The sequence below is a fragment of the Limosilactobacillus oris DSM 4864 genome (genome assembly GCF_001434465.1).
Taxonomy (GTDB): domain Bacteria; phylum Bacillota; class Bacilli; order Lactobacillales; family Lactobacillaceae; genus Limosilactobacillus; species Limosilactobacillus oris.
Genome location: NZ_AZGE01000015.1, coordinates 1 through 17,615, shown reverse-complemented (window position 1 = coordinate 17,615; position 17,615 = coordinate 1). Strand labels below are relative to the sequence as shown.

Sequence of the window (17,615 nt, the reverse complement as noted above, 5' to 3'; positions counted from 1 at the left end):
TAAATTCTCTTATTGCATTGCTTGTACTTTTGTTTCAACGAAATTAATTTCATCTTGGGATAAACCATATTTTCTGTAAAGTTGTTGATCAATATCTGGAATAGACTTGGACCAGTCAATGTCAGAATTAGACGTAAATTCCTGTAAGGGAACCATTCTCCATTTAGCCACTGTATTATCCTGAGTGATTTTTATCGTACCTAACATTAACCTAACAAATTTTGTCTTTACATATTTAAGTAAATTATTGGCTTCATCTTTTGTTTTAAAATTTCCAAAGCTGATAAAGGTTTCCGTTAATCCAACACCGGGCCCTGCTATAAATGGCTCACTAATTTTTTCTCCTAATTTCCCGGTACCATTAGCCTTTGGCAGCACAAGCTTAAAGCCATTTAAGTTCGTATCATTAGTGATAAATTCCTTTTCTATAGCCATTGAAATCCGTTCATTATTTAGGCGACCTATAATAATTACTTGTTCTTTACCAGGCATCTTGTTGGGCTGAAATACTTTATTCATTTTTTCTAAAACATTAGACTTTAAGTCATATTTATGACCTTTACTCTGAACTCCTAGCAAATCTGGGTTCTTTTCATAGAGCACATCTGTGAATTTAAAGCTATTCTGCCCAAAACCGATACTGGACAAATATATGTCTGAAATCAATCTAACTTTCTTAATTATATGGTCAATTTCCTCATAAGGTGTAAATAGTCCAATTTCCCCAAACCTTTTTTTATCATCTCTAAGGGTTATTACTACACCACCCTTAATGTCAGTTCGAGGAAACACCAAATCACTTGTTTTATAATACTTAACAACTTTCAAATGTGGATCCTCCAGCATTTTTTTATTCCAAGCTTTTGGAGTTTTTCCTGCATTAAACAAAAATCTAGCAGGTGTTATTAAAGTCACTAGACCAGAGAGCTCAAATGAAAGATCCATAAATAAGTTGTAAATAGAATTATCACTAGTATTATTCGTAGATTCTTGATACGGCGGATTTCCAATCACAACATCAAACTTCATACCACCAAATACCCCTTTAATTTTCTTTGCTTCTGCGCTTACATCTTCTTTAGCATCTTTAACGATGTTTGGCACATACTCGACGTTCATATCAAAATCCTGGTAGCCAGCAAGGGTCCGTTGAGCAATCGTCTTGGCCATCGGTGTCTTAGCGATTAAAAATAAGTTTTCACGCAAAATCCGCTGCCAAATAAATAACTGGTCGTCCAAGCCAAATTTTCCAGCGGTCTTTTCATTTAGCTTCTGGAATGCTTGCCAGTACAAGGTCATCCCCGCATAGAGTGGGTACAACCCCGTCTTGGAGTTAATTTCTAAGATGTGCGTGTCGTCCTTAAATACTTGGTCCGTATATTCGGTTTGAATCCAGTGGTTCGCACTTACACCGTCCTTAGTAGTGTACTGGTAAGAATCGTCAAAGAAGGAAAGTCCCCCAATGGTCTTACCCAGGTGCATATTGACAACCCTCCATGGTGTCAGAACGGTTTCCTTATCGGGGTTCCTAAACGTCCCGAAAATTTCGGCTAATTTTTCGGCCCGTTCGATTGGATCCAACTTATCCAGATCTTTAACCTTCCGCCGGATAATTCGACCCGCTTCAATAAAGACATCCTGATCATAGTACTTGCTGAATTTACGGAAGAGCTCTTTGGTAACACCCTTCGGCATGAATTCCTTCCAGGACTCATCATCGACGTTTTCAATGAATTTATTGATGTTCACGTCATCAGACAGTTTAATGTCCATCCCGTAAATCATCATTGGAATCCGGATCGAAATGGACCGCAGAATTGAGATCATAGTCTTCCGCTGCTTTTTCAGCTCCTTCATCTTTTCGATGGCGGCTTCTTCTTCTGGCGTTCGGTCTTTCTTCCGCTTCTTTTCTTTACCGTTTAGTGCGTCATTGTACTCTTCATCAGTGAGCCCCTGGTGGTTAATATCGACTTTCACTGGCTTCTTCTCAGATGGAGTTGTCCCGACGATTGCCTTAAGATCATTGAATTCTTTCAGATCAACATCTTTCAGCATCAGCAACTCATCACTGTACAGGGAGTCATCATCAAAACCAGTCCGGACTGCTTTTTCGGCGTAAACTCGCTTAATTTGTGCCAGCATAGTGTCAACACTGTAACGTTTCATTCCGTTCCCGTTCATTCCAATGATTGGGAGGAAGTTCATCAGCTCTTTCATCTGGTCCTTCTGAGCACTACTGGTTCGCTTACCAACCCCAGTTCGCAGTTGGGTTGATTCGGCCATAACCGTCAAAGCCCGGTCAGGAGCAAAGTCGAAGATATAGCAATTGGTCTTCTTCCCGAAAGTTGGCGACGAGTACGGCGTCTGCGCACGGAAAGCCGCTTGCAGGTATTGCATGGCACTGTTGGTGTTAGACAGGAATACAACACCCGTCCACGGCTTGACCGTTACACCGGTTGTGAGCTTACGAACCGTCAAAGTAATCGTCTTGGTAGCAGCAGGGTCATCCCCGATTGCCTCATTAACCCGGTCCACATCACTTTCTGAAGTTATCCCGGTATCGTCCCCGGCAACATTCTTCACCACGTTGACAATCTGGTAGCCACTTGCCTCGCCCAGAACCGGATCCTTCTTAAGGAGCGCCTCCATCGCGCCAGCTTCCTTTACACCGGGCATAATCCAGAGTGTGTGGCGGAGATTATCCCGGAACTCCTTCGTTGAGAATGGGTAATTGGTCCGGCTATCCGGCGAAGTAATGTTTGCGAGGAATTGTTTTACCTTATCCTCATACACAAATTTCCCCTGGCTATTGACACGGAAGAATTCCTTGAAGTTAAAGGAGTGCGTACCATCCCCTATAAACTGTGGCTCATCAAAGTTCTTGTTCATTTCAAAGGTAAACATATTAACCTTAGGCAGGCTTGCATACGGGTTTGGTTCACCCGGATGGTCAATTCCCCATTGAAGTTTTGCCTGTTGCTCCTGAGTGTAATCCCAGGTGTAAACCTGATCTTCACCGTACTCATCAAGGATATTAAATGGAGTCCCCGACAGCTTGAGAAGCTTGGTATCGTCACTAGAAACAAGTTTCGTAACGTTCTGCGCTAACTCTGTCTGGGTTCCTTCATGGGCTTCATCAATAATTACCAGGTCCCAATGAGTATCAAAAAGTTCTCGGTTCTTATCACCGGCCTTCCCGCCGGCCTCTTCAGAACCACGTAAGTCCTGAAGGGAAGCAAAGTAGACAAAAGGCAGGTCAGAGTCTTCAAGCTCATTGAAGGTGGCACCCTGTTTCTTAGAACCGTACAGGTAACCAGCTTCAGGCATCCCAATCTTCTTAAAATCTTCAAACCAACCTTCATCTACGACCGGCCGGTGAGTCATGATTAGCACATGTTCAAATTTTTCATCCTTGACCAGTTGCAAGGCTGAGAGCGTTTTACCAAAGCGCATTTTGGCATTCCACAACATCTTGTTATGCTTCTTAAATGCCTTCTTTGCTTTTTCGACAGCCTCTTTTTGCTCCGGCCGGAGAACAATTTTGACTCTCGGCTGACCCTGCCGTTTCAAATCAATGGTCGACTGTTGGTTTTTAACGGCCTTGATGGCTGCTTTTGCTGTCGGAAGGTCGGTGTGAAACCACTCCTGTCCCTGTAAAATATCACTGTGCTTAACACCAGAACGTTCAAGAACCCGGTGAACGTCAGTATCCGTGAACCACATGTCGTCTGACTTCCGGTATGCCAGCTCGACCCACTCAAGATTTAGCGGAAGCCCGGATGTGGTCATATACTGCTTAATCCGTTTTTCGGCGTCCTCACGCATCTCAGGGCTGTTATCACTATTATCACGGGCCAAGTCACCAGCCTGAGCTTTCCCAATCTTGAGGTTGCCCACGTATTCTGCAAAGTGCCCATTCGAGGTATCAGCACTTTGAACGTAGATGATATTACGGTCTGATGCCGGCGGACGCACCGTCGTTGAGTACAAGAAGTCATCAAGTTTTGGCTCCTTAAAAGCCGTCACATCTACCTTCTCATCATAAAAAGTATTGACGAACCAGACCAATAAGATATAAAGATGCTTAATTGTGTCAAGCGCCTCTTCCTGACTAATCAGGGTTGCAGTTGCCAGTTCATGAGCAGCTCTGTTTCCAGGCTTCTTGATTGCGTAAAAGAGGTCAATTGCATAGGAATCAATAATATTTTTCTGCTTCAAGTCATGCAAAACATTACTAAAGGTACTGTGTGCCCCGACCTTTACAAACTTCTGGTCAGCAATATCGCGTGCCAGGTTTTCGGCGACGGTCCGCGTCAGCGTCAATACCGGATTATAAAACCCTTGCGTGTAGATAGCTTCGGCTTGCATTGCACTTTCAAAGTACTGCGCCGTTAACGGTTCATCCATTAAAAATGAGAAGTTACTTTTCATATCGTCTAATCCCCAAGTAATTTAAATAATTCTTCCGTATGTAAACGGTTAGCTACGGTATTTATTATAATCTTGCAGGCCATTAATTAACAACTGGCAAATTGGTGAGCTAATTTTGCCGTACAGGGAAGCCAGCGGTTTTATCATCTGTCATTGATGCCAAAAAAGGCATCCCCCATTTGGAAGATGCCTTCGTTTATATTAATTTTAGAGTGTGAAATCACTTGCACCGTTAGTCAGCTGTTCGTCTTGAGCCCGTCCATTTTCGTGAACCGTCAGGGTCAAGTCACCGCTCAGGCCAGTCGTCTTGACCGTGAAGTGGTTACCCTGCCGAGTTACGACAACTTCGGCCGCGTCCTCACCGTGCTTATCAACCACTTGAACCTTGGTCGTCCCCTCGTGCATATCAAAGAGCTGGATGTTAACGTCCTTCGTGTAGTCGTAATCAGCGTGTTCTGGCTTATCCCGCATTATCAGGATAGTGTTGTCACGAACCAGCACTGGCAGGTGAAGTTCATCGTAGTGCTTGTTCAACCATTGACCACCGGCAGCGACTTCATAGTGTTCGCCGTCCTGGACGATACTGGTCCACTTCCCTGCTGGCAGGTAGAAGTGCACGTTCCCTTCTGGGGTGAAGACTGGGGCAACCAGGATTTGGCTACCGAACATGTACTGGTTAGCAATCGTGTGCGTGTTGTAGTCATCACCAAATTCAAACCACATTGGCCGCATCAGTGGGTTCCCGTAGTGGGCACTGTGGGCCGCCTGGGTATACAGATATGGCATCAATGAAAGTTTGAGGTCAACGTACTTCCGCGTGTTTTCAACCGCTTCATCATCGAAGTTCCATGGAACCCGGTAAACGTCACTGCCGTGGTAGCGACTATGCGAGGATAGCAGACCAAACTGCGTCCACCGCTTGTAAAGGTCAGCAGTTGGCGTGTCTGGACCGTCTTCAAAGCCTCCAATATCGTGGCTCCAGAAGCCAAAGCCGGAGCTCAGGAATGACAGCCCACCGTGGAGGGTGTCAGACATGGACTTAAAGGTTGAAAGGCAGTCACCACCCCAGTGAACTGGGAACTTCTGTGAGCCGACCGTTGCGGACCGGGCAAAGACAACGGCTTCGTCACGGCCCTTTGCTTCAGCAATTGCATCAAAAGTGGCCTTGTTGTACTGGTAAGTGTAGTAGTTGTGTTCCCGCTTAGGGTCGGAGCCGTCGAAGTAAACCGCGTCTTCCATTGGAATCCGCTCACCGAAGTCGGTCTTAAAGCAGTCCACTCCCATTGCGAGCAACTTCTTCAGCTTACCCTGGTACCACTTAACGGCATCCGGGTTGGTAAAGTCAATGAAGCCGTTCCCTGCTTGCCAGAGGTCCCACTGCCAAACATTGCCATCAGTCCGCTTAACCAGATAGCCGTGTTCCTTACCTTCCTTGAACATCTGGCTCTTTTGGGCGATATATGGATTGATCCATACGCAGACCTTAATCCCCTTGTTGTGGATTTCTTGAATTAACTTTTCAGGGTCCGGGAATTCATCATTGTTCCAGGTCAAGTTACTCCACTCGAAGTCGCGTTGCCAGAAGCAGTCGAAGTGGAAGACGTCCAACGGAATATGGCGTTCTTCCATCCCATTGATAAACTTCATCACAGTCTGTTCACTGTAATCGGTCAGGAAGGAAGTGGTCAGCCACAGACCAAATGACCAGGAAGGCGGCAGTTGAACTTTACCAGTTAATTCGGTGTACTTGTGCAAAATTTCCTGTGGCGTTGGCCCGTAGATGACGAAGTATTCGAGTGACTGGCCTTCAATACTGAATTGAACCCGGTCAACATTCTCAGAAGCGACTTCGAAGTCCACCGGTTCCGGCTGGTTGACAAAGACACCGTAGCCGTCATCAGTGATGTAGAACGGAACGTTCTTGTAGGCCTGGTCAGAGCCAGTCCCACCATCCTTGTTAATTGTCCGGACTTCCTGACCGTTCTTTACAAAGTTGCCAAAGCGTTCACCCAAGCCGTAAACGTGGGTGTCGACGCCGAGGGACAATTGTTCCCGCATGTAGTGCTTGCCGTTGTCCCGGTTGGTAATTTCACCCTGGGCGCGGTGACGGGAGGCCGTGATTTCCTTCCCATCAGCGTTAAAGGTCATGGCGAATTCTTGCCGCAGCGGCACGTTAACTTGAAGGCGCCCACTCTGCAATGAGGCCGCCTGGTCGTCAACGTGAATATCGACATCCGGGTGCCAGTCGGTCAATTCGAAGGAGGGTTCCTTCTTGTTCTGGTCAAAGTGCGTTAGTTTGACCCCGATTACATCCTCGGCGGGTGAGCTGAGCTTAATCGTGGTCATCCCGATATTTAATTCATCCCCCCGGCCGTTAATCCGCTTGTAAGGAGCAAAAACATTCAGTTCCTTGCCTTCCTGTTCTGCCGTAAAGGCTTCTTCGGGATGATTAATTTGATATTCCTTCTTGTCTAACCAATAACCATTTGTAAACTTCATGGTAAACTTCCTTTCCTAGTCTTTGGCTGCTGAGCGTTGGCTGATTTCCTCGTTCATCTGTTCAATCTTTTCATCAGTCAAGCGGTAGAATGCAAAGACAATCATGGCCAAAATCGTAACAATAATTGGAATGATCGTCGTGGTCATCCGGATACCAAACAAGCTGTGTGCCGTTTGCTGGTGGTTAGCCACGAAACCGTAGGCCGCTAATACATAACCTGGAATAACTCCCCCAAGGGCCATCCCAAACTTGAAGAAGAAACCAACGATTGCATTGACGATCCCGTTCTCCCGCTTACCGGTCTTCCATTCACCGTAAGTAATTACCTGTGGAACTAAGGCCCACTGGAATCCAGTTGACAGGGTCACGCCGGCAGCTTCAATTGCCCGTCCGATAAAGGTCCAGGTAATGTTAGTTGCGGGGACCATGAACATAATTAGAAAACCAATGACAATTACTAAGAGGCTCCCCTGCATCAATACTTGGGTTCCCAGCTTCCGGTTCAACCATGGGGTAATCGGAACAGTCAAGAAGGCTGGCAGCGTCCCGAGCAGGTTGTACCACTGCATCAAGCCAGCATTGTGGGCATTGTAAGTCATGTAGTAAGCCCCGACGGAGTTCACAACAGACATCAGACCAAATGTAATAATGAAGAAGATTGCTAATACCCGGAGTGGCTGGTTAATCTTGAGCTGGTGGAAAAGGTCCTTCACTGAGACCGACGCTTCAGTATCGGCTGGCATGTGAATCCGTTCAGTCGACTGGCTGAAACAGAAGACCAGCACTAATGCCCCGGCGATCCCGTAAACGACCATCGTCAGGAACCAGCCCATCTTGGATGCTGCACCGGAGTAGTAACCACCAGAGAAGAGCTTAACGCAAACTGGAACACCGAAACTGACGGTCAGCGATCCCATGTTGGCAAGGAACATCCGAATTGATGACATGGAAACCAATTCCTTGTTGTTCCGGGTCATCGCCGCGTTCAATGAACCATACGGAATGTTAACAGTGGTATAAATCACCGAAAGGCCGACGTAGGTAACGTAAGCGTAAACCAGTTTCCCCATTTGACTGAAGTCCGGCACATAGAAGCAGAGCATCGCCAACACCGCGAGTGGCAAGCCCATGTAGAGCAAGTAGCCACGGTACTTACCAAAACGAGTCGTATGCTTATCGATAAAGGTACCAACAATTGGATCGTTGATTGCATCGATCAAACGAACAATTAAGAACATCGTTGCTGCATCAGCTGCCGGCAAGCCATACACGTTTGTATAGAAGAACAACAAATATGTTGAAATGGTAGTGTAGATAAGGTTTTGGGCGAAATCACCAGTGGCCCAGCCAAATTTTTGCCGCCAGGGCAGTTTAATATCCGTGGCGTTAAGTGCTTGGTTTTGCACAATAATCACATCCTCAAATGATATAAGTATTTCGTAAGTTAGTTTTGTTTCACAACAAACTAAAAATACCACCATTTTTGTCGTTTGTAAACGCTTTATTTTAAATAATTTACGACCAGGGCCCAATTTCCCCCGCCAGATTGTAGTACAATCAAATTATTACCCAGCACTTCGCCGTCCTGGCGAGTTGCCATGATGGATACTGGAGGAACATACATTGTCATCTACTAACCGTGACCTCAACCGGCTCACCAACCTGAAGCTCGTCAAACAACAACTTTTTAACCATCCCGCAATTTCCCGGGCAGCCGTTGCCCGGAATACGGGATTAACTCGGTCAACAACCTCCTCGTTGTTCGCCGAACTCGATCGGCAAGGATTCGTTCGTCACCTCGGGCGCGGGCAAGCGACGGAAAACGGCGGCCGCAAGCCGGAACTCTACACTATCAACACCCATTACGGCTACATTGCCTGCTTTAACCTGACTTACGATAGTCTTTACGTTATGTTTCTCTATGCTGACGGCCAGGAAATTAGTTTTCAGCAAATTGCCTTAACTAACCACGAGCTCTTGCAGGTAATGGAAATCATTAATCAGCAGTTAGCCACAACCGCAGCGCACAACGATACCGAGCATGGTTTACTAGGCATCAGCTTCTCCATTCATGCCGTGGTCGAAGACAATCAAATTGTTCACTCTCCTTACTACCCCCTCCACGGAATCAACCTCCAGAAGTATTATCAGGATCGTTATCACGTCCCAGTTAAAATTGGCAACGAAGCAAACCTGGCCGCAATATACGAACGGGACTATGGGAAGCAGAACAGTGCGGACAACTTTCTGGTCCTCAGTATTCACCGGGGACCAGGGATTGGCGTCATTGCCAACCGTGAACTCTTCACTGGCTACCGGGGCATGGTGGGAGAGCTCGGCAGCGTTAAGATTCCAAACCGGCAGGGGCAGGTCACAGAGCTTGGCGACGTCTTCTCCAGCGACCACTTTCTCGCCCGCCTAGGCCAAGCTACTGGCACCACCATTAACAATTTCACCGCTGCTCAGCAGGCAGTTCGACAGCATGATGACGCTACTAAAGCGGTCCTGACTGATTTTGCGACCGTTACTGGCCAGTTGATCTTCAACCTTCAAATGCTGTATGGACCAGAAAAAATCTTAATCAATTCCCCCCTCGTTGAAAATATTCCAGAGCTAGGCGCCCTAATTCAGGCGGCGACCATCCAATGCGGCTGCCAGGTGCCCGTAATTATCATCAAGGGTGCCCAATATGTGTCGCTGCTCGGCGCCGGTGCCCTCTTAATTCGTCAGGTTCTTGGCTTAGAAGACGTTGCCCTCCAGTTCCAATGGTTCCGTAAAATCGGTTAGGAAAAGTATAGTTTCGCACTATTTTCCATAGTACAGTCCGCAAAAATGGCCTTCACAGATCGGTAAAAACCGAATCTCTGAAGGCCATTACGTTCTCTTATATTATTAACTAGAAAAGTTTTTGTTCCGTTTCCACCGCACTGCCGAATGGTCCTGCAGTGACCTTCACCCCGTCACGGTGGTTGCCAAAGTAGTCACTATCAAAGGTGATTGGGGTTCCATCAGGGTTTTCGTACTTTTCTTCTGGTTCAAAGGCCATTGGAATCGTCGCCGTAGAAATCACGCCGTCGGTCTTTTCAGGAACAAAGTCGTACAGGTTGGTCTTCAAATAAAGGCCGTCATCCCGCTTTTCAAGTGCTAGTTTGACCTGGTCAGCGGTGTCGACAAACGGATTCTCCTCCTTCGCCGTGGCCTGGGCGCCATTCAAGTAGACATTCCCCGCTGACCAAACCGGCAAATGGCTGTAATAGTGGTCGCTGTTTGGCGCGTAAATCCCACAGTAGCCGTCAAACTGCTTATCCCATTCCGCAAAGGTCGGATAGTCACTAAATGGCTTAGTGCCAACTTCGAAGTTGTAGTCATCCCAGTCATCTGGCTCGTCCTTCTTCATCGCCGCCAGCTTCTGCATTTCTGGACGCAGCTGCTGTTGAACGAAGATGTTGTTGTAGAACTTATTATCACCATGCTGGATGGTCATGAAGCCCATGACCTTGGTACCATGAATTTCGTGGTAAGGCGTAAACCGGTTCGATGGCAGGTTAACTGAGTTATTGTCGGTCCCCCGACCGGTAGCGGTAAAGCTCCCGGCAATCAGGTTATGCACCATGGCAACCCCTTGCGCGGCAAAGCGGATTGAGCGCTCCGAAAGGAAGAGGTTGTTGTCAATCAGGGTTGGCCCAAAGGAGACTTCGATCCAAATGTCTTCGCCCAAGCCGCTCAGGACGTCATCGATGTTGTCCTGGTCAACCTTAAAGTCATTTGGCAGGCTGTTGTGGTCAAAAAGGTTTTGGGTGACCCGGGTTCCCTGTGCCTGCCAGTCCAGCCACAGGCCTCGCGTACAGTGGTGAATGTGGTTGTGCCGGTAAGTAACGTCGATGGCGGCGTGCATCTTGATGCCACCGATTTCGGCCCCGGCCAGGTTTTGGCGGACATTAATATCGTGGATATCATTATCTTCAATCAAGGAGCAGATACCACCGAGGTGCCCAACGATTCCGGTTTGCCCACAGTCATGGATATGGTTGCGGCGGATAATATGGGAGCCCACATGCTCCTTATCCCAGCCCTCGTAGGAAGCCTGGCAAATGGCGTCCCGCTCAGTCTGGGTACCATCCTTGTACTTCCACTTGAGCCACTTATTATCATTGTTTGGTTGGAGGTACTTGCCAAGGGAAATACCAGAACACTTGGAGTGCGAAACATCACAGTCTTCTACAATCCAGCCCTTAGACCAGTGCGGGCCAATCATCCCCTCCTGGTAAGCTGTCGGCGGGGCCCATTGGGTTGCCGCCTTAGTAACGCCGAAGCCAGCCAGCGTAATGTAACCAATTCCCTCTTGCTGAGGATAGAAGCAATTCTCACGAACATTGATTTCTACGTTCTCTTCGTTTGGGTCCGCCCCCTGGAAGTTGGCGTAAATCACCGTTTCGTTTTGTTCCACGTCCTGTTCCGTGAACCAGGTCAACAGCGTGTCTTCAGGGTACCAGGACTTCATATTCTTGACTGGTGACTTAACCTCGTCCAAGCTATTAACTTCGTAAAGGGCCTTATCGTTCAAGTACACTTCCCCCGTATGGGCAACGATCCGGGCATCAAACCAATCTCCTAGGACCCGGGTAGTATACGGATTATAGTTACCAAAAATACTATTCGGAATCCGCACTTGCCAAACATCGCCAGCCAGTGCTTCCCACGTGGCAACCCGTTCGGCTCCGGTAATTACTGCGCCCAGTGGTTCAGTTGACCGGTAAATAATCCGCTGGTCCGCGGTCCCAGCGTGCTTGGGATCAACGTTTTCCCGATAGGTTCCTGGCGCAACTAGGACCTCATCCCCCGGCATGGCAATATTGGCTGCTGACTGGATGGCCTTGAAAGGACGCTCCTGGGAACCGTCTCCGTTGATAGGCGCATTAATATCTACATAAATTTTCATCCTAATAACCTTCTTTCGTTTACTTGCTAACAGCTGTATTTCGCTGGTCCTCAATTTCGTGGTTAATCTTATCTACCTCCGGATCTGACAGTGGGTATTTGCTCATAATCCACATTGCAATCAAGGCGAGAACAATTGGTACCCAGATCATCGAAATCGAAATTCCTGTCAGGGCTGAGGCAGGCTGACTAGCCTTATTACCGTCAAAGTGACAAAAGGCGTTGATGTACCCCGGAATAATTCCACCGAGCGCTAAACCAATCTTGAAGAATAGTCCCATGATGGAGTTGATGATTCCGGCGACCCGTTTTTTAGAATGCCATTCACCATAGGAGATGACTTCTGGAACCAGCGACCACATGTAACCAGTTGCCGCCGTGATTCCCCACTGCATGATAAACCGGCCAATGTATCCCAAAGCAATGCTGTTCTTGAAGGCTGGGAATGACCAGACCCACAGAATCAATTGACCAATGATAAAGAGAATCAGGAAGAGGTAGAAGAAGCCCTTCTTCCCAATCTTACGCCGGACAATCGGCCAGAGAAAGACGAGGAAAATCCCCGGGATTGACCCAATCAGGTTAATTGAAGCCATCCATTCAGAGTGACCAATATTATACTGAACGAAGAATGGCCAAACGGTATTTCCAAAGAACATGAAAGTAAAGCCGATGAGGAAGAACCACCCCAGAATTTGTAATGGCTTATTTTGAATCAGTTCATTCCACAAATCGGAAAACTTAACCGAAGCCGTTTCTTCCTGGGTGGGCAGGACCCGTTCCTTAATTCCAAAGTAGGTACAGAGGAGCATGATGAAACCGATGACCATGTAGACTGAAATCACCTTAAAGTAGGCTCCAGCCGCCTGCGGTGAAGCATAGTTACCCAAATTTAGTTTAATGCCAAAAAAGCCAATGTCTTTAAGCTGCTTGGCAGGCGATGCCAGCTGCACAAACAGCGGCAAGAAGGTGTAAACCAAGAGGTTCCCGATATTGGCTTCTGTCATCCGGACGGTCGTTAAGGTCGATACTTCGTCATTATCACGGGTCAACGAAGCGTTCAGCGACCCGTATGGGATATTAACAAAGGAGTAGATTAACGCCGTTGCAAGGTAGGAGAAGAAAGCGTACAGGACGTTCCCCCGTACCGCAGGAATCGGCAGGAAGAGCAAAGCACAGCAAATCGTCAGCGGAATCCCAAAGTAAATTAGGAACGGACGGTACTTGCCGCCATGCTTAAAGTGGCTCTTATCGACAACAGTTCCAACCCAGGGGTCCCAAAAAACGTTGACCCACCGAACAATCAGGAAAATTGTCGCCCCAGCCGCGGCTGAAATTCCAAAAACCGTCGTCAGGTAGAAGAGCAGCATGGAACCAATTGTTCCGAAAATTAGGTTTTGTGCTAAATCACCGGCACCATAACAAATTCGCTCACGCCACGAAAGTTTAGCAAACTCATTTACTGCTTGCTTAGAAGTATTGTCCATTGAAGATTCGTCCTTTCAAATCAAAACTAAAAATAGCAATTAAAGTAAGTTAGCTGAATAAGAGCGGATAATTTTTAATCCATGATCATTGTATTCGCTTTCAATGGCGAAAAATAGGTCATAAACTGACAGTTATTTGTCAATTTATGACCTTTTATTAATTAACTATTCAAAATAACCTGTCCGGTTTTTAGAAGTAACAGACCGCTTCCGCCGGGTCTGCTTACGGTATTCGCTCGGCGTAACGCCCGACCACTTCTTAAACTGTTTACTGAAAATTGAAATATTGCCTGCCCCAACTAAGCTGGCAATTTCATCGATTGAATTGTAGGAGTTTTCCAGAAGGCGTTGCGCCTTTTGATAACGCTCCCGATTAATGTAATACAGGGGCGTAATCCCATAAACCTTCTTAAAGATCCGGTGACCGTAGCCGCTGCTAATTCCCAAGTGATAACAAATTTCCTCAAAGTTGAATGAAGGATTTTCATCGTCATTATTGACCCGATTTTCAATACTGACAACCAGGTCTCGGGCCACTTTGGCTTCTTTGTCTGAGTATGGCAGCCGGTGGTGGTCCTTGACCCGGTCAATCTCCTGGTCAACGTCCCGAAGGAAGTTAAGGAGTGTAATTTCAATTGCAACCCGGTTGGCAAAATTATTAACCTGTTCCCGGTTACTGCTGAGCTGGGCAATTGCTGCCAAAGTATCGGTACAGATTCGTGCCAGTACTGATCCGGCGGGAATCCGCTGATTGGCAACCAGCCCAATCAACCGGGACCGCACGAGCATATCCTCAAAGTCAAAATGCAGACAGCTATACGTCATGGGCGTTTGAGCACTCTGGTTGCTATTTGTATGGTAAGTTTCTGGTGCAATAATAATCGCGTCACCCGGGCCTAATTCGATGGTGGGGCCACCTTTAATTTCCGTCAATTGACACCCCTTGCTAATGGTCATCAGTTCAAATACCTGGTGTCGTTGCTCAAAAAAATGCCAGCCTCCAGCAACCGTATGGCGGTGTCCGCCAAACATATATAAGCCCGATTCAATTGTCGGAAAAGAAATAAACTGCTGCACCCTTGTCACCCCTCGATTAACAACCAATCCTAATTAGTCTTTTTATTACCAAAATTTGTCTATTTATAACTATCTTCTAAATAAAAACATTTGTAAAAACGCTTCCAATTTCGTCTTTTTATGTTATTATAATAGACGTTAGTTGGTTAATCAAACCAACACAATTATAAACAACTAACTCACTCTGTTAACTTACATTTATTCTTGTTTTTATATAAGGGGTTAAAATCATGAAACATAAACTATCTGCAGGGTGGATTTATTTCTTTGCCGCTTTGGGTGGCTTACTTTTCGGTTACGATACGGGATCCATTTCTGGTGCCATCCTATTTATTGAAAAGCAATTATCCTTGAATTCTTGGCAACAAGGTTCCGTCGTTTCCGCTGTATTGCTGGGTGCTATTCTGGGTGCCGTTACCATTGGACCTTTCTCAGACCGCTTTGGTCGGCGGAAGCTCCTGATGGTTACTTCAATTATCTTCTTCGTTGGGGCCTTAGGTTCCGGGGTTGCTCCTGAATTCTGGACACTGATTATTTCCCGGGTAATTCTGGGGCTCGGTGTTGGTTCTGCTTCAGCATTGATTCCAACCTACCTGGCCGAATTAGCACCAGTTGCTAAACGGGGAATGATGTCCGGACTCTTCCAGCTAATGGTTATGACCGGGTTGCTGTTCGCCTACCTGTTCAACTACTGGTTGCAGGGCATTTACACCGGTTGGCGGTGGATGCTTGGCTTGGCTGCCGTACCAGCTGCCGTTCTCTTTGTCGGGGCAATTATCCTGCCTGAATCGCCACGTTACCTGGTACGGAACGACAAGGAAAACGTTGCCCGTGAAGTTCTGATGGCAATGAACCAAAACGATGCCAACGTGGTTAATGATGATATTGCCAAGATTCAAAAGCAGGCCGCCATTAAATCTGGTGGTTGGAGCGAACTGTTTGGTTTGATGGTTCGGCCAGCCCTGATTGCCGCTGTCGGCCTGGCAATTTTCCAACAGGTAATGGGTTGTAACACGGTGCTCTACTACGCCCCAACCATCTTTACTGATGCAGGCTTCGGTGTGCACTTCGCACTGCTCTCCCACATTTGGATTGGGATTTTCAACGTCATCGTTACTGTGATCGGGATCTGGCTGATGAACCGGGTTAGCCGGCGGAAGATGTTAATCGTCGGTGGTTGGCTGATGGCTATTACCCTATTCATCATGTGCTGGGGACTGATGCACTCCAGCGATTCCAAGTTTGCCGCTGACGTTGCCGTAATTTCCATGGTAATCTACATCGCTTCGTTCTCTGGTACCTGGGGCCCAATCATGTGGACAATGATTGGTGAAATGTTCCCACTGAACATCCGTGGTTTAGGAAACTCCTTCTCCGCTGGTGTCAACTGGACCGCAAACATGATCGTTTCCCTGACCTTCCCACCTCTTCTGAGCTTCTTTGGTAAGGGTACTCTGTTCATCGGTTACGGTGTCTTCTGTCTGCTCGCCATCTGGTTTGTCCACGCCAAGGTCTTCGAAACCCAAGGCAAGTCCCTGGAAAGTATCGAACAATGGCTGCGTGACCAGGCTGCCAAGAAGAAAGCAGCTAAGAACGATTAATAATTAAATTAAGCGTTGACGATAACTTTCGCCAACGCTTTTTGTATACATTAAAACGTCCCGCACAATGCGAGACGTTTTGCTTTACTCTACATTTTTTACCTCGTTTGGCCAACGCAGACGAAGCTGGTAATGGTCAAGCTGGAGTGCCCGATGAATTGCTAATGAGCTGGCTCCCAACAGCGAAGTCATCCGTGAGCCCACAATCTTTTTAATCGGTGAGAAGGCTCCCATCTCCACTAATTTAGTCCGAATCTGTTCATACAGCTCTGGAATATCCTCAAAGAGGGTCGAGTTAAAGTAGACCTCCTGCGGGCCAAAGGAAACAATCGCATTATACGATGCTTCCGCGATCAATTCCGCCGCGTGGTCAAAGATCTGCAGGACCTGGCTATCATAGTGGTAGAGGCGGACCAGCTCAGCGCTGCTAATCTTGTCTATCCCCTTGACTGCTTTTACTTGACCAATAATTGCGTCCTCGGAACACAGTGATTCCATCTTCACCAGCTTTTTACTCCCGGTAGCAAAGCGGTCAATCATCAGTGTCCGGCCGATTTCCCCGGCCATCCCGCGATTTCCCCGGTAGAGCTGGCCGTTGGCAATCACACCAACCCCGATTCCCCGGTGAATACTGATAGTAATGAGGCCTCGAATATTATCAGCTACACAAAAGTCATTCTCAAACACCGCTGATAGGTTCGCCTCGTTCTCTAGGACGACCGGTACGCCAAACTCCTTCTCAAAGTACCCCTGCAGGTCAATTCCGTCGAGGTCTAAGAACGGGGAATCCAGCACCTTGTTATTGTACACAATCCCATGAATTGAAAAGGCGATTGCTAGCAGGCCGCGGTTGGTCTGGTCAAACTCCTGCATCTGTTGAATTTCTTTTTTAATCATCTGCATAATCGTCAGAATATCAAAACGCTCGATTGGCTGTCGATTATAGCGGATAATTTCCCCATTAATGTAGTTAAACATCGAAGCCATATAGGCAGTCCCAATGTTGAAGCTCGCCACGAAACCATAGTTAGGGTTCAAACGAACCAGGTTTGGCTTCCGTCCCCCACTACTCGTCGACTCGCCCTGACGCACCTCCTGAATCAAGCCGGCATCATCTAACTCAGTATAGATTGAGGAAACGGTCGACTTATTCAGCTTTAGCTGACGGGCGATTTCCGCCCGCGATGTTTCTTGGTTGTTAAATAGTTGTTGTAATACTAATTTTCGATTGTTTATTCGCGATAAATTGCGATGGTCAATTGTCATGTTATCCCTACTTCATCCATTAATATCCAATGCCCTTATTATAACACGTTTGCTAGTCATGCTTACGCAACAGCCATAATTCTAAATAGCACCATAAGATAATTAATAGGACACAGTAGGCTGTGGCAAGCCACGCAATTACTTTTACTAGGAGCCAACCGGTCAGCGCCGTAATAATTTGAAAACAGATGGTCAAAACAATCCAGGCGACTAAACGGTGCTGGACTCGCTGCTGTTGTTGATAAATTTTTTCTTTATCCATAAAAAAGAACTGGGGATTACTCTCCAGTTCCTCCTTAATCCTAGTTGTTCTTT

General features: G+C 46.9%; 10 protein-coding genes. 2 read left to right on the top strand and 8 right to left on the bottom strand.

The window, feature by feature from the left end; all coding sequences use genetic code 11:
• Window positions 1–9: 9 nt before the first annotated feature.
• The 3 genes from FC49_RS06210 to FC49_RS06200 form a co-directional block, all read right to left on the bottom strand.
• A complete protein-coding gene (locus tag FC49_RS06210) occupies window positions 10–4,431 on the bottom strand; it encodes an Eco57I restriction-modification methylase domain-containing protein (protein WP_056984553.1) in 4,422 nt (1,473 codons plus the stop codon).
• Window positions 4,432–4,638: 207 nt separating this feature from the next.
• The gene (yicI, locus tag FC49_RS06205; protein ID WP_056984552.1) at window positions 4,639–6,930 is read right to left on the bottom strand and encodes an alpha-xylosidase; all 2,292 of its coding nucleotides are present in this window, start codon (window positions 6,928–6,930) and stop codon (window positions 4,639–4,641) included.
• Between the two features lie 15 nt (window positions 6,931–6,945).
• Window positions 6,946–8,337 (bottom strand): glycoside-pentoside-hexuronide (GPH):cation symporter, encoded by a 1,392-nt coding sequence (locus FC49_RS06200; protein ID WP_235804885.1) that lies wholly within the window; start codon window positions 8,335–8,337, stop codon window positions 6,946–6,948.
• Window positions 8,338–8,554: 217 nt separating this feature from the next.
• Between FC49_RS06200 and FC49_RS06195 the strand changes: the two genes are divergently transcribed.
• Window positions 8,555–9,718, top strand: coding sequence for an ROK family transcriptional regulator (locus FC49_RS06195; RefSeq protein ID WP_056984551.1), 1,164 nt, complete (start codon window positions 8,555–8,557; stop codon window positions 9,716–9,718).
• A gap of 109 nt (window positions 9,719–9,827) precedes the next feature.
• Here FC49_RS06195 and FC49_RS06190 read toward each other — a convergent pair whose 3' ends face one another.
• The 3 genes from FC49_RS06190 to FC49_RS06180 form a co-directional block, all read right to left on the bottom strand.
• Window positions 9,828–11,870 carry a right-handed parallel beta-helix repeat-containing protein gene (locus tag FC49_RS06190; protein WP_056984550.1) on the bottom strand — a complete coding sequence of 681 codons (2,043 nt, stop codon included), beginning with the start codon at window positions 11,868–11,870 and terminating at the stop codon, window positions 9,828–9,830.
• A gap of 19 nt (window positions 11,871–11,889) precedes the next feature.
• Window positions 11,890–13,356: an MFS transporter gene (locus FC49_RS06185; RefSeq protein WP_056984549.1), complete on the bottom strand. Its 1,467-nt coding sequence runs from the start codon at window positions 13,354–13,356 to the stop codon at window positions 11,890–11,892.
• Between the two features lie 165 nt (window positions 13,357–13,521).
• Entirely contained in the window at window positions 13,522–14,433 is a 912-nt protein-coding gene (locus tag FC49_RS06180) for an AraC family transcriptional regulator (protein WP_056984548.1), read from the bottom strand.
• A gap of 230 nt (window positions 14,434–14,663) precedes the next feature.
• Here FC49_RS06180 and FC49_RS06175 point away from each other — a divergent pair, with 230 nt between their 5' ends.
• Window positions 14,664–16,034 (top strand): sugar porter family MFS transporter, encoded by a 1,371-nt coding sequence (locus FC49_RS06175; protein ID WP_003712779.1) that lies wholly within the window; start codon window positions 14,664–14,666, stop codon window positions 16,032–16,034.
• Between the two features lie 84 nt (window positions 16,035–16,118).
• On the opposite strand, the gene FC49_RS06170 is transcribed toward FC49_RS06175, so the two are convergent.
• Both FC49_RS06170 and FC49_RS06165 read right to left on the bottom strand, forming a co-directional pair.
• Window positions 16,119–17,300, bottom strand: coding sequence for an ROK family transcriptional regulator (locus FC49_RS06170; RefSeq protein WP_056984547.1), 1,182 nt, complete (start codon window positions 17,298–17,300; stop codon window positions 16,119–16,121).
• A gap of 52 nt (window positions 17,301–17,352) precedes the next feature.
• On the bottom strand, window positions 17,353–17,615 hold a 263-nt coding region (locus FC49_RS06165; protein WP_235804884.1), incomplete at its 5' end, for a hypothetical protein.